We start from the raw sequence: 19,290 nt of genomic DNA, 5'->3' as shown, positions 1-19,290 counted from the left end.
TTGGTACTATGAAGTATCTGACAGTTTCTGCGTGTGCCCCGTGTGAACGGCCGATCATATGCGGCAGGCGGATGGGCCGACAAAGCCGGATTGGGGATAGGGGACAGACGCACCGGTCCCTCCGCGTCATTGCGAGCGAAGCGACTTGTCCGCCGAAGCCTTCGGCGAAGGCGGAAGCAATCCAGAAATCCATCCGCAGAGGCAGTCTGGATTGCTTCGTCGCAAGGGCTCCTCGCAATGACGGAGCCAGACGCAGCAGCCGCGCCTAAATCTTCAGCTCTTTCCCCGTCACGCGGCGATACGCCTCCAGGTACCGCTTGCTGGTTGCGTCCACCACGCTCGCCGGCAGCGGCGGGGGCGGGGCGTCGCCGTTCCAGCGGCTGGCGCGGCGCTCGACGTCGAGATAGTCGCGCAGCGGTTGCTTGTCGAAGCTCGCCTGCGGCTGGCCCGGCTTGTAGGCACTGGCCGCCCAGAAGCGCGAGGAATCCGGGGTCATCACCTCGTCGATCAGGATGATGCGGCCGTCCTTGTCACGGCCGAACTCGAATTTGGTGTCGGCGATGATGATGCCCTGCTCGCGCGCCAGCTCCTCGCCGAGCGTGTAGATCGCGCGCGTCATGCTCTCCAGCGTGTAGGCGACCTCGTCGCCGACCACGGTGCGCATCTTCGCAATGGTGATGTTCTCGTCATGGCCGCTCTCGGCCTTGGTCGCCGGGCTGAAGATCGAAGGCTCCAGCTTCTCGCTCTCGACGAGGCCGGCCTTCAGCTTCTCGCCGGCGAGCGTGCCGGAAGCTGCGTACTCCTTCCAGGCAGAGCCCGAGAGATAGCCGCGGATCACGCACTCAATCGGGAATACTGTGGTGCGCTTGCACAGCATGGCACGGCCGAGAATCTCGGCGCGGTGCGGTTTCAAGGCCGGCACGGCGGCGATGATTGCGTCGGTGTCGGCGCTGATCATGTGATGCGGCACCACGCCTTCGAGTTCGTTGAACCACCAGGCGCTGATTTGGGTCAGCACCGCCCCCTTCATCGGAATGGTCTCGCCCATCACGACGTCGAAGGCGCTGATGCGGTCGGTGGTGACGAGCAGCAGGCGGTCGCCGTCGACGTCGTAGATATCGCGCACCTTGCCGCGTCCGGTCTTGGTCAGGGGCAGGTCGCTGGAGAGCATGGTGGTCATCGGCAAATCTTTCGCAGACAAGGCTTTCAGGCAAGACTTTCAGGCAGGACATCCGGCCGCGTCTGATGGCGCAGCCGGAAACCGGATTAGCCTATTCCGGCAGTGGAATGAACTCATGTTCCTGCGGAACTGCGGCGAAGCGGCCGGTTTTCCAGTCCTGCTTGGCCTGTTCGATCCGCTCCTTGTTGGAGGAGACGAAATTCCACCAGATGTGGCGCGGGCCCTCCAGTGCATCGCCGCCGAGAAACATCATCCGCGTCGCCTTCAGCGCCTTCACCGTGATACGGTCGCCGGGCCGGAAGATCAGGAGCCGCGGCCCCTCATAGCGCTCGTTCGCGATCTCGACCTCGCCCTCCACCACGTAAATCGCGCGCTCCTCATGATCGGGATCGAGCGGTACGCTCGCGCCCGCGACCGCCGTGACCTCGGTGTAGAACCAGGGCGACACCATCGTGACAGGCGAGGCGATGCCGAAGGACGAGCCTGCGATCACCCGCGCGGTAAAATCGCGTTCGGAGATCATCGGCAAATCGCCCGCGCCGTAGTGCTGGAATGACGGCGCGATCTCTTCGGATCCCGCCGGCAGCGCGATCCAGCTCTGCAAGCCGAGCATCTTCTGGCCCGAGGCGCGCTGTGCATCCGGCGTGCGCTCGGAATGGGCGATGCCGCGCCCGGCCGTCATCAAATTCATCGCGCCGGGTGCGATCTCCTGGACATTGCCCTCGCTGTCGCGATGCATGATCGCGCCATCGAACAGATAGGTCACGGTGGCGAGCCCGATATGCGGATGCGGCCGCACGTCCATGCCCTTGCCGGAGACGAACTGCACCGGTCCGAAATGGTCGAAGAAGATGAACGGCCCGACCATCTGCCGCTTGCCATGCGGCAACGCGCGCCGCACCGCGAATCCGTCGCCGAGATCACGCGTGCGCGGCACGATGACGAGATCGAGCGCGTCGCAGGACATGGGATCGCCGAGCACGGGATCGTTCGAGGGTTGCCAGCTCATGGGGGACTCCTTTTTGACTTTCTTGGGCGCGATCGTAGCAGGATTTCGCAGCGCCGTCGCGACAAAGCCCGGGGCAGACGTCACGGGTGCGACAGCGCAGCACTCCGCAGGCATGCTCGGCGATGCCAGGCTGTAGGGTGGGCAAAGGCGGGTCAGCGCCGTGCCCACCATCCTTCTCCGGTCGAGAAGATCGGTGGGCACGCTTCGCTTTGCCCACCCTACGATCTGGAAAGCCGGGCGATGACAGTGAATGAGGATGGTCCTTGAAAAAGCCGGCACAACAAACGATGTTCGGCTGCTTCTAACTGCGGCCAATTGCATCATCCGATGACCCTTGCCACAACCGAGCTTGCCTTTCGCGCCGCCAGCGTCGCGCTGCTGCTGGTGCTGGCGGCATCATTGGTCGCCGATTTCCGCAACGTTCTGGCGGGGCGGCTTGGTGCGGCGCTCGCACTGGGCCTGGCCGCGCATGCGGTGAGCTACTCGGTGGATGTCACGTCGCGGGTCCCGGCGTCGCACGCGCCGTTGATCGCGCTGTCGACCGGCAACATCGTGGTGTTCTGGCTGTTCACGCGTGCGCTGTTCGACGACGAGTTTCACCTCCGCTGGTGGCACGGATGGGTCTGGGCGCTTGTGACGGCGTTCAGCTTCGCAGGCTGTGTCTGGATTGCGCCAAGCGGCCACGTGCGCTTCTCGGTGACGATGGTCAACCTGATCGTCCTCGGTTTCATCGCGCTTGCGATCGGGCAGACGATCGCCTCGTGGCCTGCCGACCTGGTCGAGCGCCGCCGTCGCGTTCGCGTCTTCATCGTCGGTGCCGGCGCGCTCTACGGCGGGGTGAATGCGCTGCTTCAGATCTCCGTCGCGGGGTCCCGCGTCGGCGAGGCCGCCGATGCGATCAATGCCGGCGTGCTCGCCTGCATCGTCGCGGCCATCGCCTACGCCATGATGCGCGTCGATGCCAGCGATCTGTTTCCGCTCGAAGCGAAGGCCGCACCGGCGGTCGTTTTCTCTCCGCAAGCCACCGAGGACGCCGCCGATCGAAAGCTCATCGACGCCCTGATGCGACTGATGGCGGAAGAGCGGATCTATCGACAGGAGAACATCACCATCGGCGCGCTGGCGGGCCGGCTGAAGATTCCCGAATACCGCCTGCGCCGGCTGATCAACCAGCGCCTCGGCTACCGCAACTTCAATGTGTTCCTGAACAATCACCGGATCGAGGAGGCCAAGGCCGCGCTCGCCGATCCCGCCCAGGCCGAGGTGCCCGTCATCACCATCGCCATGGACGCTGGCTTCCAGTCTCTGGGGCCGTTCAACCGCGCCTTCAAGGCGGTCACGGGCGTGACGCCGACGGAGTACCGACGGCTGAAGGTGAACGCGGCGTGAGCCCCCTTAACCTCTCCTCGTGAGAACGGGGTGAGGGAGCGCACCGCCGCCGCGGTGACGCACTGCCCGCTAAGGATTTGGAGTTGCAGTGTAATTCCAGAATCGACCAAGTCCCCTCCGACTTTAACCAGCCGATTTTTCAAATCCGGCGAGCATTGACCGTCGGCATTACGCTTCCTCCCCGGCACGTCCCTCAGCCGGAGAAAGCACGTGCCCCACCGTCGCAAGATCACCGTTCTCACCGTCACCATCTGTGCCGGCCTCGCGCTCGGCGCGGCGCGCGCCCGCGACGTGCCCAAGATAGCGACCGGCTTCGTCGCCGACATCCTGTGCTCGGAGACCTTTGTCTCCGGCCTCGATCCCCGGCGCACTTTCACGGAAACCACCGATGCCATGCCCGGCACCGGGCTGATCACCTGGGCGATGGACTACCGGGTCGACCGGGTCCGCAAGGACGTCACGGTGACGTTGTTCGGGATCGGCCGCAGCCACGCCATTTATCGCGAGGGGCTCGGCTGTACGCTCGACAATGGCGCGCCGCTCGCCGATGTAAAGGTGCCTGTGGAGGACGGGCAGCCGGCGCTGCTGCCGCAGATCGCGGGCCCTGCGATCGTGGCGCCGCAGAGCGAGGAGCTTGCTGCCGCACTCGACCGCGCCTTCGCCGAGCCGGCTCAGCCGCCTTATCGGCGCACCCGTGCTGTCGTTGTCATGAAGTCTGGCCGCGTCATCGCCGAGCGCTATGCCGACGGCGTCGGACCGGAGACGCCGCTGCTCGGCTTCTCCATGACGAAATCGATGATTTCGGCGCTAACAGGCGTGCTGGTGCGCCAGGGCAAGCTGAAGCTCGACGGGCCCGCGCCGGTCGCTGCCTGGAAACATCCTGACGATCCGCGCCACGCCATCACGATCGATCAGCTTCTGCGCCACACCGCCGGCCTTGCACTTGGCAGTTCGCTTGAGGCTTCGCTCGGCTCCGCCTTCGAGCCGGTCAACCGGATGAAGTTCGTTGAATCGGACAAGGCTGCCTATGCCGAGAGCATCCGGCTCGAGACTGGGCCGGGTGCGGCGTGGAACTATCACGACGGCAACACGCTCATCCTCTCGCATCTGATCCGCGATGCTGCCGGCGGAAATTCCGCAGATGCGCTTGCCTTCGCGCGCCGCGAATTGTTCGCCCCGCTCGGCATGCGCCATGTCACGCTCCAGCTCGACGGTGCCGGCACGATCGAGGGCTCGAGTGAAATGGTGGCATCGGCGCGCGACTGGGCGCGCTTCTGCCAGCTCTATCTCAATGACGGCGTCGCCGGCGGCAAACGCATCCTGCCCGAGGGTTGGGTGAACTACACGGCCTCGCCGACACCGAACGCGTGGGTCGGCATAGGCGCCGGCTTCTGGACCAACCAGGGCGACAGCTTTGGTGCAAAATTTCGCGTAGGGCACGGCTGGCCACGCGACGCGTTCTTCGCCAAAGGCACGATCGGGCAATACACCATCGTGATTCCGTCCGAGAAGCTGGTGATCGTGCGGATGGGACGCTCGCCGAACGGACCGCCGCAAGCGGACGGCGTGTTCGATCTGGTGCGCGACGTGGTGGCCGCGACGCGCGAGAAGGGAAAAATGGCGGGGGCGAATTGAGAGCGAAGTGCCGCGCCTTCTTCCTTCTCCCCTTGTGGGAGAAGGTGGCGCGAAGCGCCGGATGAGGGGTATGTCTCCGCAAACTCATCTGCTGAAGCGTTTGCGGAGACATACCCCTCACCCGGCTGCGCTTCGCGCATCCACCCTCTCCCACAAGGGGCGAGGGTGCACCGTCTGCGCGGAGAGACTTGATTACCTCCCCAGCTCCGTCGCCTGCGCCACGCGATCGAACCGCTCCAGCGTCATGATCGCATCGGCAAATTTCTCCGCCCGCGCGTTCAGCACCGGGCGCGCCAAGGTCAGAAACTTCTGCTGCATCGCCTGCGCGTCGGGGAAGGAGCTCGGCTCACCCGAGGGATCGGCATAGAGCCGCTCATGCACACCGTCGTCAGTCGTGATACTCACGCGCGCCCCAAACGGATGCGTGCGGCCGATCTCGAGCCGATCGTCCTGCACCACGTCGAACTTGTCGGCGAGCGCGTCGATCGCGGCGTCGCCAAGGCGGCTGTAATCGTCCCAGCCGAATGAACCCTGGTCGAGCGCGAGCGCGCCGGTGAAGAACATCGAGAACTGTCCGCCGACGATCGAGGTCGGATGCCGTTTGGTGGCGGCATCGCCGGTCAGCGTGATGCCGTTGCGGTGCAGCCCGATCTCGACGCGCTTGACCTGGTCGGGCGTCAGATTGTGCTCGCGCCGCATCGCGATCAGCGCATCGATGGCGGCGTGGGTGTAGCGGCAGCTCGGATACGGCTTTACGCCGATCTTCATGGTCTCGTAGGTCTTGCCGAGCTCGGCGACCGCCTTGTCCGGATGCGCATTGTCGGTGTAGCCGGCGAGCAGGCCGTGCTTGCCCTCGACCGATTCCGCAGCGCCGACGAAATCGTTGCGCGCCAGCGTCGCGGCGATCACCCCGTTCATCGCGGCGGCGCCGACCTGGTAACGCTTGTTCCAGGCGCCGTTGACCAGAAATTGCAGCGAGCCTGCGGCCTGGCTGCCGGAGACGCCGAAGGCGGCGATGAGTTGTTGCTCGGAGAGGCCGAACAGCTTTCCGGCCGCTGCAGCCGCACCATAGGTGCCGGCGGTCGCGGTCGGGTGGAAGCCGCGCGCATAATGCGAGGTCGGATCGAGCGCATTGCCGAGACGGCAGCAGACCTCATAGCCCGCCACGATCGCGGTCAAGACGTCGCGTCCGGAGGCGCCGACCATCTCGCCGACGGCGAAGGCGGCGGAAACCACCGGCGCACTCGGATGCAGCGAGGAATCGGCGTGGGTATCGTCGAAATCGAGGGAATGGCCGAGCGCGCCATTGAGCAGCGCGGCGACTGCCGGCGTCCAGGTCTTGCTGTCGCCGAACACGGTGGATTCGCCCTTGGTGTCGAGTGCCAGCGCTTCCAGCATTTTCAGCATCGACGGGGTCGATTCCGCCTCGCGCCGCGCCCGGATGGCACTGCCGAGGAAGTCCAGCGTCAGCACTTTTGCGCGATCCAGCACCTCTGCCGGAATATCCTGGTATTTCAGGTTAAAGACATAGGCGGCGAGCGTTGCGGTTTCGTGAGCCATCGTGTTTCCTCGTTTTGGCGCGCAAGTTAGGCGGGCTGATTTGGCCTTTCAAGCGGCCTTGCGGCCGCGGGCATCAGCCATGCTTTTGCCTGGCGTAAGAGGATCGGGATTTTCCGTATGACGCGCGTAAGGCAGCTGTTCGACCGGATCAGGTCGCGGCGGACGCAACTGGGGCTCGCGATCCGGGTCACGGTCGCCGCGACCGCGGCCTATGCGATCGCCACCGCGCTGCATCTGCTGTTGCCGCTCTGGGCGGTCCTGACCTCGCTGATCGTGACCCAGATGAGCGTCGGCCGCTCGCTGAAGGCGACGCGCGACTACATGCTAGGCACCATCGGCGGCGCGATCTATGGCGGTGCCATCGCGATCCTGATCCCTTATTCCAGCGAAGCCGGGCTGCTTGGATTGCTGGTGCTGTCAGTCGCCCCGCTCGCCTTCATCGCCGCGATCAATCCGAGCCTGAGCGCGGCCACCGTGACCGCCGTGATCGTGCTGCTGGTTCCGACCATGCATCATTCCGATCCCATGACCTCGGCGATCGACCGCGTCAGCGAGGTCGCGGTCGGTGCCATCACCGGGCTGCTGGTTTCGTTCCTAGTGCTGCCCTCGCGCGCGGTGCGGCAGATCCGCGCCAGCGCAGCCACGCTGCTCGAGCTGATCGCTGATGCCTTCACCGAGCTGCTCGCGGGCCTCACCCGCGGCCGCGACAATGACGCGCTGCACCGGATTCAGGACGGCATCGGCACCGCGATGGTTGGTCTCAATGCGATCGGCACCGAGGCCGAGCGCGAGCGCGCCGCGCGGCTCTCGAGCGGCCCGGACACCGGTCCGCTGCTGCGAACCGTGCTGCGGTTGCGCCATGATGTCGTGATGATCGGCCGCGCCACTGTGGTGCCGCTGCCGATCGAGGTGCAGACGCGGCTCGCGTCTCCCTTGACGGAAGTGTCGACCGCGATCGCGCGCTTCCTGCGTTCGGCAGCTAGCGCCTTGCGCGAAGGCGCCGGCGCGCCGCCGATCCATCCCGTCCATGTCGCGCTTCAGCACTATGCCGAAGCGGTCGCCGCCGTGCGTCAGGACGGCCTGATCCGCGGTCATGCCGGCGACACCGCCGAGCGTTTCTTCGCGCTCGGCTTCTCGCTGGAGCAGATGCACCAGAATCTCTGCGATCTCGATCGCGTCGTCGGCGAATGGTCGGAGGCTGCGGCGGGCAAACCGGCGCGGGCCGCTGAATGAGCTAGCGCGCGGGCCCTATGATCCGTCCCATCATGCTGCGGACCACCAGCTTGTGGAAGGGCGTGATGAGGGTGAGATAGGTCCGGCCGAGGAGATTATGCGTCCGCACCAGCGTGGTCGAGGTCACCCGACGGCTCGCCGCAGCGCCCGCCACGTCGACGACGATGCGGAAATCCAGATGAGAATCGTCGAAGCCGGCGACCAGCCGCTCGGGCGTTTCGCTCAACACCGGAAACAGGCCGATCAATCCGCCCGGCGCCGGCGCGCCTTCACCCGATGTCTTCAGCCCGAACGGCGTCACCAGAATGTTGCGCAGGCTCAGCAGCGTATCGATCCAGCGCGGCCCGTGCAGCACCATCCGGGTGCAGGCCTCGCGGGCATTCACTTGTGCTGCGCCGATCTCGACGCGAAACGCGTCGGCGAACTGCGCGCCTGATAGCAGCGTGCTGGCATCGACCTCGGGTGCGACTTCGCGGACGGTCTCGTTCATCCCGCCAATCTGCGCGTCAGCATCCGGAAGCGCAAGATCAGCAGCCCGGCATAGACGAACGTCCCGACCGAAAACCCGACCCAGACGCCGACCGCGCCGAGGCCGGCGTTGAAGGCCAGCACCCAGGCGATCGGAAAGGCGATGCCCCAATAGCCGATCGCAGCGAACAGCAGCGTCATCCTGGTGTCGTTGATGCCGCGCAGCGCGCCGCCCATGATGGTCTGGAGGCCGTCGGCGATGAAGAAGGTGGCGCCGACCAGCAGCAGCGTCGCAGTCAGCTCGACGGTGGCCGCGCTCTCGGCGCCGCTGCCGAAGAACAGCCGGCCCAGCTGGTAGCGGCCGAGGATGATGGCGATCGTCAGGGCGGAGACCAATCCGACGCCGAGCACGGCTGCGGCCAACCCGGCGCGCCTTACCGCCGCCGGATCGCCGCGGCCGAAGGCGTGGCCGACCCGCACCGTTGCCGCCATGCCGATGCCGAGCGGCACCATGAACAGCACGGCGGTGATCTGCAGCGCGATCTGATGCGCGGCAATCGCGGCGGTCGAGATCAATCCCATCAGCAGCGCCGCCGAGGAGAACAGGCCATACTCAAGCAGCAGCGAAAACGAGATCGGCGCGCCGATCGCGATCAGCTGGCGCATCAGAGGCCAGTCGATCCGCCAGAGGCGGGCGAGCGGGCGGTAGTCCGAAAACGGCTTGCGCAGCCCCGCGATGGCGAGCACCGCGACGAACGTGCCGAGGTTGACCATCGTGGTCGCAAGTCCCGCGCCGAACAGGCCGAGCTCCGGCAGGCCGAACAGGCCGTGGATCAGGGCATAGACCAGCGCGGCATTGACCGGGATCGCCGCCAGCGTGATCCACAGCGGCGGCTGCGGCCGGTTCACCGCGCTCATCATGCTGCGCACCGCGATGAAGCCGAGTGCCGGTGCGATGCCCCAGGCGAGGCCGTTCAGATAGCGTTGGGCGAGACCGGCTGGTTGCGGCGCCTGTCCGAGCGCGAGCAGGATCTGTTCGCCATAGAGCGGCGAGGCCATCATCGGCAGCGAGATCAGCAGCGCGACCCACAGCCCGACGCGCAAGGAGCGGCGGATCAGCCTGACATCGCCGGCGCCGAAGGCCTGCGCGGCCAGCGGCGACACCGCGGCCATCAGCCCGAGCCCGAAGGTGAAGCTGACGAAATAGACCGTATGCGCCAGCGCCGCCGCGGCCACCGCATCCTCACCGAGCCGACCGATCAACGCGAGATCGGTCGTGATCATCGCGATCTGCCCGAGCTGCGTCAGCATCAACGGCACGGCCAGCCGCAGCGTCTCGACGAATTCTTGCGCGAGATGGTTTGGCGGCATGCCGGCTTGCGGCTGCGAATGATGTTGCACGGTGTCGAGCATGGCGGGTGAATAGCACAGCCGAGCGACGAAAACATGGCCTCGAGAGTAGGACGGCGAGGGGATCTATCCGCTAGCTCGGTACCGTAGGGTGGGCAAAGGCGCACTTGCGCCCTGCCCACCATCATCAAGGATTTCGAGAGACGTGGTGGGCACGCTTCGCTTTGCCCACCCTACGATACTGTGCGCTTCGCGCTACTTTCTCCCTCAAGAGAAGAAAGTGCCTCAGCCCTTCCGCTCCGGCACGCGCTTGATCTTCGCGCCCAGTGCGTTGAGCCGCTCCTCGATGCGCTCGTAGCCGCGCTCGATCTGGTCGGCGTTGTTGATGGTGGAGGTGCCTTGGGCGCACACGGCCGCCAGCAGCATGGCCATGCCGGCGCGGATGTCGGGCGAGGTCATGGTCGCGCCGTGCAGGCGGCTGGGTCCTGCGATGATCGCGCGATGCGGGTCGCACAGCACGATGCGCGCGCCCATCGCGATCAGCTTGTCGACGAAGAACATCCGCGATTCGAACATCTTCTCGAACATCAGGATCACGCCCTCGCATTGCGTGGCGGTGACGATCGCGATCGACATCAGGTCGGCCGGGAAGGCCGGCCAGGGCTGATCTTCCAGCTTCGGCACGTGGCCGCCGAAATCGTCCTGGATCTTCAGCGTCTGGTTCGACGGCACGATCAGGTCGTCGCCCTCGACGCGGCAGACGATGCCGAGCCGCTCGAACCCCATGCGGACCGAGCGCAGGTGCTCGACGCCGGCGCGCGTGATGCGCAGCGGCGAGCGCGTCACGGCGGCGAGCCCGATCAGCGAGCCGACCTCGATGTGGTCGGGCTGGATCCGATAGGTCGCAGCGCCCAGCGTTGCCGGCCCATGCACGATCATGGTGTTGGTGCCGATGCCCTCGATCTTCGCGCCGAGCGCGACCAGGAAGTTGGCGAGATCCTGCACATGCGGCTCGGAGGCCGCGTTGCGCAAATGGGTGACGCCGTCGGCGGCGACCGCCGCCACCAGCGCATTCTCGGTCGCGGTGACGCTCGGCTCGTCCAGGAACACGTCGGCGCCGGCAAGCTTGGGCGCGCGGAATTCGAGCCGGTCGGTCGCGGTGACTTTCGCGCCGAGCTGTTCCAAAGCCAGCACATGCGTATCCAGCCTGCGGCGGCCGATGACGTCGCCGCCGGGCGGCGGCAGCATCACTTCGCCGCAGCGCGCGAGCAGGGGGCCCGCGAGCAGGATCGAGGCGCGGATGCGCACGCACAACTCGGGATCGAGGTCGGCGGCTCGGATGCTCTTGGCGTGGATGTGCAGCGTATTGCGCGCGGTCCATTCCGCCGACGCGCCGACCGAGCGGATCAGCTCGACCAGCGTCTCGGTGTCGCGGATCCGCGGCACGTTCTCCAGCGTCACCGGATGCTCGGTGAGCAGCGCGGCTGCGATGATCGGCAGCGCCGAATTCTTGTTGCCGGATGGCTCGATCGAGCCCGAGAGCCGGTGACCGCCCTCGACGATGTATTGGATGGGCGCCACTTGGTTCTCGCTGTCCTGTTGGGTGGGCTGTTTCGGAGCGGAAACTACAGAGAATTGAGCGCGGGAGCAATTGTGCTGGCCGTGCCCGCCCATCGATCTGGAGCTTGTGGCAGGCGGCAGCTCTTAGAATAACCCGATGATGTTCCCCACCACATAGAGGATCGCGATCAGGATCAGCGCACCGATCATGACGAAGGAGATTTCGATCGCGATGGCGCCGGTGCCGAGCGCGGCGGCGACGGCGGCGAGGAGCCGTTCTTCCCTGAAGATCAGCGAGAGGACCGAGAGCAGGATGGCGAGCAGGCCGAGCGAGATCGCGGTGACCGACGCGGTTTCGCTCCAGCTTCGCCCCGTGGATTTCTCGACCTTCGGGGCCTGATACTCCACGCCCTTCACCTTCGCGATGACGCGGTCCTTGATGCGATGCCCGGTGTCGACGATCACCTTATCCGCCGGCGGCGGGGGAAACACGATCGGCACGACCCAACGCGGCAGCACCGCCGCCATCAGCGCCAGCACACCGACAATGCTGCCGATGATGCCGAGGCGGCGGGATGGCACGGCGGAACTGGTCGTTGCGGAGGCGGTCATGGCGTGAGGTTTCCCGGCCGGAAATCGGCCTTGCGGGATCATGCCGTTTCGTCGCGACGGCGGGAGGCGAGGTTCAGGGATTCCGGGATTGGCCTAGCCGTCATGCCCGGGCTTGTCCCGGGCATCCACGGTCTTCGTTCCGCGGAGCAAGGCGTGGATGGCCGGGTCAAGCCCCGCCATGACGCTGTTGAAGCAGGAAGCGCTAGATATCGATCGTCGCGCTCAACGAGTGTTCCTGGATGAAGTCGCGGCGCGGCTCGACCACGTCGCCCATCAGCTTGGTGAAGATATCGTCGGCCTCGTCGACCTCCTTGACCTTCACCTGCAGCAGCGAGCGCACGTCGGTATCCAGCGTCGTCTCCCAGAGCTGCTCCGGGTTCATCTCGCCGAGACCTTTGTAGCGCTGCAGCGAGATGCCCTTGCGGCCGGCTTCGGTCACCGCCTCGAACAGGTCGACCGGGCCATGGACCATGTGCTCGGTATCCTTCCGCCGCAGCTTGCCGGAGCGGGCATAGATGTCCTGGAGTTTCGTCGTGTACTCGTCGAGCTTCCGGGCTTCGGCCGATCCGAGGAAGGCGTCGTCGATAACAGCGGTTTCCTTGACGCCGCGCACGGTGCGCTCGAACTGGAAGCCCTGGCCTTCCACGAATTGTCCGATCCAGCCGCGTTCGACTTCCTCGGCCTGGTTGTCCAGCCGGCTCGCGATGTATTGTGCGGCGGCAGCGGCGTTCTCGGGATTGCCGTAGATCGATTTGTTCAACACGCCGGTGATGGCGGCCTGCTCGATGACCTTGCGGTTGTAGCGGCTGTGCAGATTGCGCAAAATGCTGCGAACCACGCGCGCGTCGTCCACCAGCGAGCGCAGGTCGCGGCCGGTGCGGTCGCCGCCGGTGCCGGGAATGAAGACGCAGTCGTCGAGGCCGGCGTCGATCAGATAGTCTTCCAGCGCCCGCTCGTCCTTCAGATACTGCTCGGACTTGCCGCGTGAGACCTTATAGAGCGGCGGCTGGGCGATATAGAGATAGCCGCCGTCGATGATGTCGCGCATCTGGCGGTAGAAGAAAGTGAGCAGCAGGGTGCGGATGTGGGCGCCGTCGACGTCGGCGTCCGTCATCACGATGATCTTGTGATAGCGTAGCTTCTCGATCGAGAACTCGTCGCTGATGCCGGTGCCGAGCGCGGTGATCAGCGTGCCGATCTGCTCGCTTCCCAGCATCTTGTCGGGACGCACGCGTTCGACGTTCAAGATCTTGCCGCGGAGCGGCAAGACGGCCTGGAATTCGCGGTTGCGGCCCTGCTTGGCGCTGCCGCCTGCCGAGTCGCCCTCGACGATGAAGAGCTCGGACTTGGCCGGATCCTTCTCCTGGCAGTCGGCGAGCTTGCCCGGCAGCGAGGAGACCGAGAGCGGGCTCTTGCGCGTCAGCTCGCGGGCTTTGCGCGCGGCTTCGCGGGCGGCTGCGGCCTGGATCACCTTGCCGACGATCATCTTGGCTTCGCTCGGATGCTCCTCGAACCAGGCCTGGAGCGCCTCGTTGAGGACGTTCTCGACCACGGGGCGCACTTCCGAGGACACCAGCTTGTCCTTGGTCTGCGACGAGAATTTCGGATCCGGCACCTTCACCGACAGCACGGCGGTGAGACCTTCGCGGCAGTCGTCGCCGGTCAGCGCGATCTTTTCCTTTTTCGCGTTGGCCTCGGCATAGCCGTTGACCTGGCGCGTCAGCGCGCCACGGAAACCGGCCAGATGGGTGCCGCCGTCACGCTGCGGGATGTTGTTGGTGAAGCACAGCACGTTCTCGTGGTAGCTGTCGTTCCACCACAGCGCGGCTTCGACGCCGATGCCGTTGGCTTCCGCGCGCACCATGATCGGCGCCGGCACGATCGCCTTCTTGTTGCGGTCGAGATATTTGACGAATTCCTCGACGCCGCCGGAATAGTGCATCTCCTCGCGCTTCTCGACCGCGTGACGCATGTCGGAGAGGGCGATGTTGACGCCGGAATTGAGGAAGGCGAGCTCGCGCAGCCGGTGCTCGAGCGTTGCGAAGTCGTATTCGATGTTCTTGAAGGTCTCGGGGGAAGCGTGGAACGTCACCTCGGTGCCGCGCTTGCCCGGCGCATCGCCGACGACCTTGAGCGGTGCAACGGCATCGCCATGGGCGAACTCGATGGTATGCTCCTTGTTGTCGCGCCAGATGCGCAGCACGAGCTTGCTCGACAGCGCGTTGACGACGGAGACGCCGACGCCGTGCAGGCCGCCGGAGACCTTGTAGGAATTCTGGTCGAACTTTCCACCGGCATGGAGCTGGGTCATGATGACCTCGGCTGCCGAGATGCCTTCGCCCTTGTGGATGTCGACGGGGATGCCGCGGCCGTCGTCGCGCACGGTGACGGAATTGTCGGCGTTGAGCACGACATCGACGCGCGTGGCGTGGCCCGCGAGCGCTTCGTCGATCGCGTTGTCGACGACCTCATACACCATGTGGTGCAGGCCGGAGCCGTCGTCGGTATCGCCGATATACATGCCCGGGCGCTTGCGGACGGCATCGAGACCCTTGAGCACGCGGATCGATTCCGCGCCGTATTCGCTCGCGGTGGAGGGCTCGTTTTCGGCAGCGGGCTGCCGAGCAGGTTCTGTCATGAGAGGCCTTCGAAATGTCGCCCGAATCAGCGGCGCAAAAGGCGCTGATCTGCAGGCTATTTGTGCCATGAAAGAGGGTTTGCGCCTAGCGCAAAGTATCTTCCGGCAACCCTTTGAGCAGATAGGGTTTTTAGGCGAGTTTTCAAGGCTTTTGAAAGCCGATTCCGAGGCTTGCGAAAAGCCCGATTCGGGGGCTCGGTTCGGGGCTCAAAAGGCGTGTTTTTGCGGGATCGGGAAGGGTGGTTCCGGGCTATCTTGGTGCGGCCTAATCAGATGCCGTCATGCCCGGGCTTGTCCCGGGCATCCACGTCCTTTGGCGCCGTGGGGAAGACGTGGATGGCCGGGACAAGCCCGGCCACGACGATGCGGAAAAGCTGGGAGCGTAGCGCTAGTACATCTGAAGCGGCAGCACGTCCCCGCTCGGCCCCACCAACAGGCCCCAGGCCTCGCCGGCGGCAACGGTGAGGGCCTCGGTGCGGGCGGGCTGCCCGGGCAGGCGCAGCGCGTACTGGTACTTGCCCGGCGGCAGATCGAGCATCGGGCCCTTCGGTGATCGCGGGCCGCCGGCGCCGGCCGCGATCTTCACCGTCTGCTTGTTGATCGTCAGCGAGGCCTCGTTCGGTCCCATATTTCCGAGCATAAGCCTCGCTTGTCCCGCCTTCGGCATGATGTCGGCCTTGGCCGCAGCATCGGAATTCTTCTGCGCCAGATTGACCGTGGTCTCCCCCTTGGCCCGGTCGAGCTTGAGCACGGCGGGTCCCTGCGGCGAGGTGAAGTCGATCTGCGCGTGGTCTGCGGACACGGTCGCGCCGTCGGTCTTTTCCTGCCAGCCGAGCTTGGACAGCTCCGCACGGTAGAAGGCGAGGACATCCTGGAGCGGCGCCGCGATGCTGGCTGTCAGCTCGCGGCGGAGCGGCGCCTCGCCGCCGGGGATCTTCGTGGTGGCAAGCGATTTCGACGAACGCTGCGTCGGCACGGGCAGTTGGGAGTCAGGATCTGGCTTGAGCGGCTCGGAGGATTTGGCCTGTACTTCCACTTCTGCAGTGGCCGCAGGCTTGGCCGCTTCCGTCACCAGGCCCGATCCGTCGGCCCGGACATTCACCTTCGGACCCATCTGCATCACGGTCATCGAGATCGACTTGCCGCCCTTGGAGAACGCCATCACCGCCATGTTGGGCTGGTTGATGACGGAGGGCTGCTCCTTCCACCCCGAGCTCTTCAGCGCCGTGCGATAGAAGCTGCTGAGCGCCTTCACGCTCGACGCCGAGGTGAATTCCAGCCGGCCGCCGCCGCCTTCGAACGTCACGCCTTCGGCATTCTCGGGCAGCGGCACCGGCGTCTTGCTGTCGGCGAGCTCATTGAGTGGCGTGTCCGACAGGGAGACGGCCTGCGTTTTGCGCCTGGCCTCATCGGCAGCGATGAGCTTCTGAGCCGCACCCAAGGCATCGCCGAGGAACCTCTCGTCGGCCTCCTTCTTCGCCTTGGCGCGGGCGGCCAGCGCTGATTCCTTCACCTGCGCGGTCAGGCTGACCATGGTGAAATCATATTTGCGGCCGAGCCGCAGCACGCCGGTCTCCTCGGCGTTCGAGATCTTGAGCGCGACCTCGTCGCCGGGGGCGAGCGGCGCGCTACCATCCTCCTGCCAGCCGCGCGCGGCGAGCTCGCGATGATAGAAGGCGAGCACGGCGGGCAGCTCGGCCATCGCGGCGGCGCTGATCTCGCGCTTGTTGGAGCTGGCGCTGCCAAGGCCTCGCGCAGATTTGGTCGGCTTGGGCCGCGGCAGGCCGGCCATGTCGTCGTCGGCCTCGAGTTCTTGGGGCAGTGCGAACGGCGCCACCCTGATCTCGACATTGGTGCGGCCGTCGTCGCGGCGCGTCAGGGTCAGCATCACCGGTTTCTGCTTGTAGAACTGCGTCGTGTCGCCGTCGGGATGATCGTAGAAGACGCGCACGCCGTTCGGGACGATCTCGCTGAGATCAGCATTCGGCCAGCGCGCCGCCGTCTCGGGCGTGAGCTTGCGCCATCCCATCGCCGCCATGTCCTTCGCAAAGAACTCCGAGGTCGCATCGAGCGCGCTGGGCGCGATGCAGCCGAGATAGGGTCTTGTGCCGTCGAATACGAGGTCGCTCGCGCCGTCGGGGAACGGCACGTTCGAATAGATCCGGTCGGTCGTGTAATAGAACACGGACTGGTCCGGCCGGCCGAGCGCCTGCGTGAAGTGAACCGAAAGTCCCTGCCGCCCCTTCTTGAATTTCAGCGCGGCGCTCTTCTCTTCCAGCGGCAGAACATAGGGCACCCAGCCCTCGGCGCTCAGCAGTTTGCGCACCGCCGGCGATGTCGCGGCTTGGGGCGTCGGCATGCGATATTCGACGCGGTAGGGATCGGGACGCGAGGTGTCCTCCACCGCGCCCTCGAGCCGCGGCAGCGCGTGGACGTCGACGATGCCTTCGTCTGCGGCGCCCGCCGGACGCGAGGTGCTCGCCATCGCGATAATGCCGCAGGCAAGCAGCAGCCATCTTGCCGGGACTTGCGCCCCGCGCCGGATCATCGGCATCGTCAAAACTCCTGGATGTCGCGCGGGTCGTCCTGCCCTCGCGCATTGGCAGGCAGTACAGCTGCAGCGGTGGCCAGGCGTCGCCATCGCGCCCGACCGTGAGCTCCCAGGTATCGCCGGCTGCGACACTGAGGATGTTCGTCGTGGCCGGATAGCCCGGCACGCCCAGCCTGTAGGGATATTTGCCGGGCACGAGGTCAAGCGCGACCGCGTTCGCGCCGGCCCGGCGCGGGATGGTTTGCTCGTTGATCTCAAGCACGGCTTCCTTTTCGCCGATGTTGCTGAACACCAGCTTCGCCTGGCCGGGCTCGGGCAGGACGTTCGCTTTGGTCGCCGTCTCCGCGTTCTTCTGCACGAGATGGACCGATGTGCCGGAATCCTTGCGGTCGAGCTTCAACGCGGCCGGTCCCAGCGGCGAGACGAAGGCGAGCTGGACGTGGTCGGCGCTGACCACAGCGTCATGCTGTTCCTGCCAGCCGAGCTTTCGAAGCTCGGTGCGGTAGAAGGCGAGGACGTCGCCGAGCCCTGCGGGTACGGTGGCTTCCAGCCTGACGCGGAGCGGCGCTTCGACGCCCCGCATCAGCGTGGTGTGAATTCCTCTATAGCTGTAACGGGTCGGTGCGGGCAGCTTGGCATCGGAATCCAGCGTGAGCGTCGTCGGAAACAGATGCGGCAGCGAGGCGCCGGCGCTGGCCGCGAGCAGGCACATCGCAAGTAGGACGAAGCCGTACGCAAACACCCGCCATCGTGCCGGGGCTCGCGCCCCATGCCTCACCGTCGTCATGCTCATGCTCCAAGGATATCGCGCGTGTCCGAGTTCGGCGCGATGGCCGCTGCCAGCGGCCTCAAGCAGCTAGTCGCTGATGAAACCGAGCGGGTTCAACCCGTCGGCCTACCTTCGGGCCGAGACCTGTCCGCTCTCGACGTCGAAGACTTCGCCTCCGGCGCCGATCTCGGCGAACGCGGCAGGGTCCGCGCCGGTCAGCCACACCTGCGCGCCGAGCTTCTTCAGCTCGTCGAACAGCGCGGCGCGCCTGCTAGGATCGAGATGGGCGACGACCTCGTCGAGCAGCAGCAGCGGCACGATGCCGGTCATTTCCGCCACCAGCGTCGCATGCGCCAGCACGAGGCCGATCAGCAGCGCCTTCTGCTCGCCGGTGGAGGCGTCGCGCGCCGGCATGCTCTTGGGCGCATAGATCACCTGGAGATCGGTCAGATGCGGTCCGTCGGTGGTGCGGCCGGCGATGGCGTCGCGCGGACGGTTGTCGCGCAGGATCTGCCGGTAGCGGTCCTCGACCGACGTCGCAGTCTCCTGGAGCAGCGCGTTCTCCATCCAGCCGTCGAGCGCGATTTGCGCTGAGGGAAAGGCGGAGGCCTGCGCGCGCGCATTGAGCATGCCGGTGAGCCTCGCTGCGGTCTGGCCGCGCGTTGCCGCGACCGCGACCGCAAGCTCGGCGGTCTCGCGCTCGATCGCGTCACACCAATGGTCGTCGTAATTGCGGGTTTCGAGCAGGCGGTTGCGCGAGCGCAGAGAGCGTTCAAGCGCGGAGATGCGGCTGGAATGATCGCTGTCGATGGCGAGCACCAGGCGGTCGAAGAAGCGCCGCCGCTCGGACGCCGCGCCCATGAACAGCCCATCCATCGCCGGCGTCAGCCAGACCATGCGGATGTGATCGCCGAAGGATGCGGCCGATCCCACCGGCTCGCGGTCGATGCGGCAGCGCCGGCTCACCGCGCTGTCGGGCCGCGGCGCATCGATGCCGGTGCCGAGCGTCGCCAGTCCCAGCGCGCCCTCGACCTGCGCCGACACCGCCCAGGAGCCGTCGCCCTGGTTGTCGGCGACGTCTTCCAGCGTTGCCCGCCGCAAGCCACGTCCCGGCGACAGAAACGAGATCGCCTCGATGCAATTGGTCTTGCCCGCCCCATTGGGCCCAACCAGCGCCACCATGTCAGCCGCCGTCTCGAGCCCCGCCGCCCGATAATTGCGGAAATGCGTCAGCGTCAGGCGATGAATGCGGGAGGGGGTCATGTCACTCTGTCATTGCCGGGCTTGGCTTCCCCTCCCCCTTGTGGGGGAGGGTGGCGCCGCACGAAGTGAGGCG

The 19,290-nt window shown here is 66.0% G+C and carries 13 protein-coding genes and 1 pseudogene; 3 read left to right on the top strand and 11 right to left on the bottom strand.

Annotated elements, in window-relative coordinates; all coding sequences use genetic code 11:
• Positions 1-265 precede the first annotated feature (265 nt).
• Entirely contained in the window at positions 266-1,180 is a 915-nt protein-coding gene (locus IVA81_RS07905) for a phosphoribosylaminoimidazolesuccinocarboxamide synthase (RefSeq protein ID WP_247314423.1), read from the bottom strand.
• A 91-nt stretch (positions 1,181-1,271) separates the two neighbouring features.
• Positions 1,272-2,189 (bottom strand): pirin family protein, encoded by a 918-nt coding sequence (locus IVA81_RS07900; protein ID WP_247314421.1) that lies wholly within the window; start codon positions 2,187-2,189, stop codon positions 1,272-1,274.
• A 327-nt stretch (positions 2,190-2,516) separates the two neighbouring features.
• Here IVA81_RS07900 and IVA81_RS07895 point away from each other — a divergent pair, with 327 nt between their 5' ends.
• A complete protein-coding gene (locus tag IVA81_RS07895; RefSeq protein WP_247314419.1) occupies positions 2,517-3,578 on the top strand; it encodes a helix-turn-helix domain-containing protein in 1,062 nt (353 codons plus the stop codon).
• Positions 3,579-3,788: 210 nt separating this feature from the next.
• A complete protein-coding gene (locus IVA81_RS07890; RefSeq protein ID WP_247314417.1) occupies positions 3,789-5,213 on the top strand; it encodes a serine hydrolase in 1,425 nt (474 codons plus the stop codon).
• Between the two features lie 192 nt (positions 5,214-5,405).
• Here the strand turns inward: IVA81_RS07890 and IVA81_RS07885 are convergent, their stop codons facing one another.
• Positions 5,406-6,773 carry an MmgE/PrpD family protein gene (locus tag IVA81_RS07885; protein WP_247314415.1) on the bottom strand — a complete coding sequence of 456 codons (1,368 nt, stop codon included), beginning with the start codon at positions 6,771-6,773 and terminating at the stop codon, positions 5,406-5,408.
• A gap of 117 nt (positions 6,774-6,890) precedes the next feature.
• Here IVA81_RS07885 and IVA81_RS07880 point away from each other — a divergent pair, with 117 nt between their 5' ends.
• On the top strand, positions 6,891-8,006 hold the full coding sequence (locus IVA81_RS07880) for an FUSC family protein (RefSeq protein WP_247314413.1): 1,116 nt from the start codon (positions 6,891-6,893) through the stop codon (positions 8,004-8,006).
• A 1-nt stretch (position 8,007) separates the two neighbouring features.
• Here IVA81_RS07880 and IVA81_RS07875 read toward each other — a convergent pair whose 3' ends face one another.
• From IVA81_RS07875 to recF, 8 genes and pseudogenes are all read right to left on the bottom strand, one after another.
• Positions 8,008-8,496, bottom strand: a complete 489-nt coding sequence (locus tag IVA81_RS07875) for a DUF2867 domain-containing protein (protein WP_247314411.1) — start codon at positions 8,494-8,496, stop codon at positions 8,008-8,010.
• On the bottom strand, positions 8,493-9,887 hold the full coding sequence (locus IVA81_RS07870; RefSeq protein WP_247314409.1) for an MATE family efflux transporter: 1,395 nt from the start codon (positions 9,885-9,887) through the stop codon (positions 8,493-8,495). Before IVA81_RS07870 ends, IVA81_RS07875 begins: the two co-directional genes overlap by 4 nt.
• A gap of 222 nt (positions 9,888-10,109) precedes the next feature.
• Positions 10,110-11,405: a UDP-N-acetylglucosamine 1-carboxyvinyltransferase gene (gene murA / locus IVA81_RS07865; protein WP_247314407.1), complete on the bottom strand. Its 1,296-nt coding sequence runs from the start codon at positions 11,403-11,405 to the stop codon at positions 10,110-10,112.
• A gap of 123 nt (positions 11,406-11,528) precedes the next feature.
• The gene (locus tag IVA81_RS07860) at positions 11,529-11,996 is read right to left on the bottom strand and encodes a hypothetical protein (RefSeq protein WP_247314405.1); all 468 of its coding nucleotides are present in this window, start codon (positions 11,994-11,996) and stop codon (positions 11,529-11,531) included.
• Positions 11,997-12,198: 202 nt separating this feature from the next.
• Positions 12,199-14,634, bottom strand: coding sequence for a DNA topoisomerase (ATP-hydrolyzing) subunit B (gyrB, locus tag IVA81_RS07855; RefSeq protein WP_247314403.1), 2,436 nt, complete (start codon positions 14,632-14,634; stop codon positions 12,199-12,201).
• 388 nt (positions 14,635-15,022) lie between these two features.
• Entirely contained in the window at positions 15,023-17,188 is a 2,166-nt protein-coding gene (locus IVA81_RS07850) for a hypothetical protein (protein ID WP_247314401.1), read from the bottom strand.
• A gap of 55 nt (positions 17,189-17,243) precedes the next feature.
• A pseudogene (locus IVA81_RS07845) lies at positions 17,244-17,972 on the bottom strand (hypothetical protein); the annotation flags it as partial.
• Positions 17,973-18,080: 108 nt separating this feature from the next.
• Complete coding sequence (gene recF / locus IVA81_RS07840) at positions 18,081-19,217, bottom strand: DNA replication/repair protein RecF (RefSeq protein WP_247314399.1); 1,137 nt, start codon at positions 19,215-19,217, stop codon at positions 18,081-18,083.
• Between the last annotated feature and the right edge of the window lie 73 nt (positions 19,218-19,290).

The organism is Bradyrhizobium sp. 141 (genome assembly GCF_023074055.1).
Taxonomy (GTDB): domain Bacteria; phylum Pseudomonadota; class Alphaproteobacteria; order Rhizobiales; family Xanthobacteraceae; genus Bradyrhizobium.
The sequence above is the reverse complement of the archived record's forward strand: the minus strand, read 5'-3'. Positions and strand labels throughout refer to the sequence as shown.

Coding starts and splice junctions, on each gene's coding strand:
- IVA81_RS07905 (WP_247314423.1), bottom strand. CDS start 1,180: ATGACCACCATGCTCTCCAGCGACCTGCCCCTGACCAAGACCGGACGC.
- IVA81_RS07900 (WP_247314421.1), bottom strand. CDS start 2,189: ATGAGCTGGCAACCCTCGAACGATCCCGTGCTCGGCGATCCCATGTCC.
- IVA81_RS07895 (WP_247314419.1), top strand. CDS start 2,517: ATGACCCTTGCCACAACCGAGCTTGCCTTTCGCGCCGCCAGCGTCGCG.
- IVA81_RS07885 (WP_247314415.1), bottom strand. CDS start 6,773: ATGGCTCACGAAACCGCAACGCTCGCCGCCTATGTCTTTAACCTGAAA.
- IVA81_RS07880 (WP_247314413.1), top strand. CDS start 6,891: ATGACGCGCGTAAGGCAGCTGTTCGACCGGATCAGGTCGCGGCGGACG.
- IVA81_RS07875 (WP_247314411.1), bottom strand. CDS start 8,496: ATGAACGAGACCGTCCGCGAAGTCGCACCCGAGGTCGATGCCAGCACG.
- IVA81_RS07870 (WP_247314409.1), bottom strand. CDS start 9,887: ATGCTCGACACCGTGCAACATCATTCGCAGCCGCAAGCCGGCATGCCG.
- IVA81_RS07860 (WP_247314405.1), bottom strand. CDS start 11,996: ATGACCGCCTCCGCAACGACCAGTTCCGCCGTGCCATCCCGCCGCCTC.
- gyrB (WP_247314403.1), bottom strand. CDS start 14,634: ATGACAGAACCTGCTCGGCAGCCCGCTGCCGAAAACGAGCCCTCCACC.
- IVA81_RS07850 (WP_247314401.1), bottom strand. CDS start 17,188: ATGCCGATGATCCGGCGCGGGGCGCAAGTCCCGGCAAGATGGCTGCTG.
- recF (WP_247314399.1), bottom strand. CDS start 19,217: ATGACCCCCTCCCGCATTCATCGCCTGACGCTGACGCATTTCCGCAAT.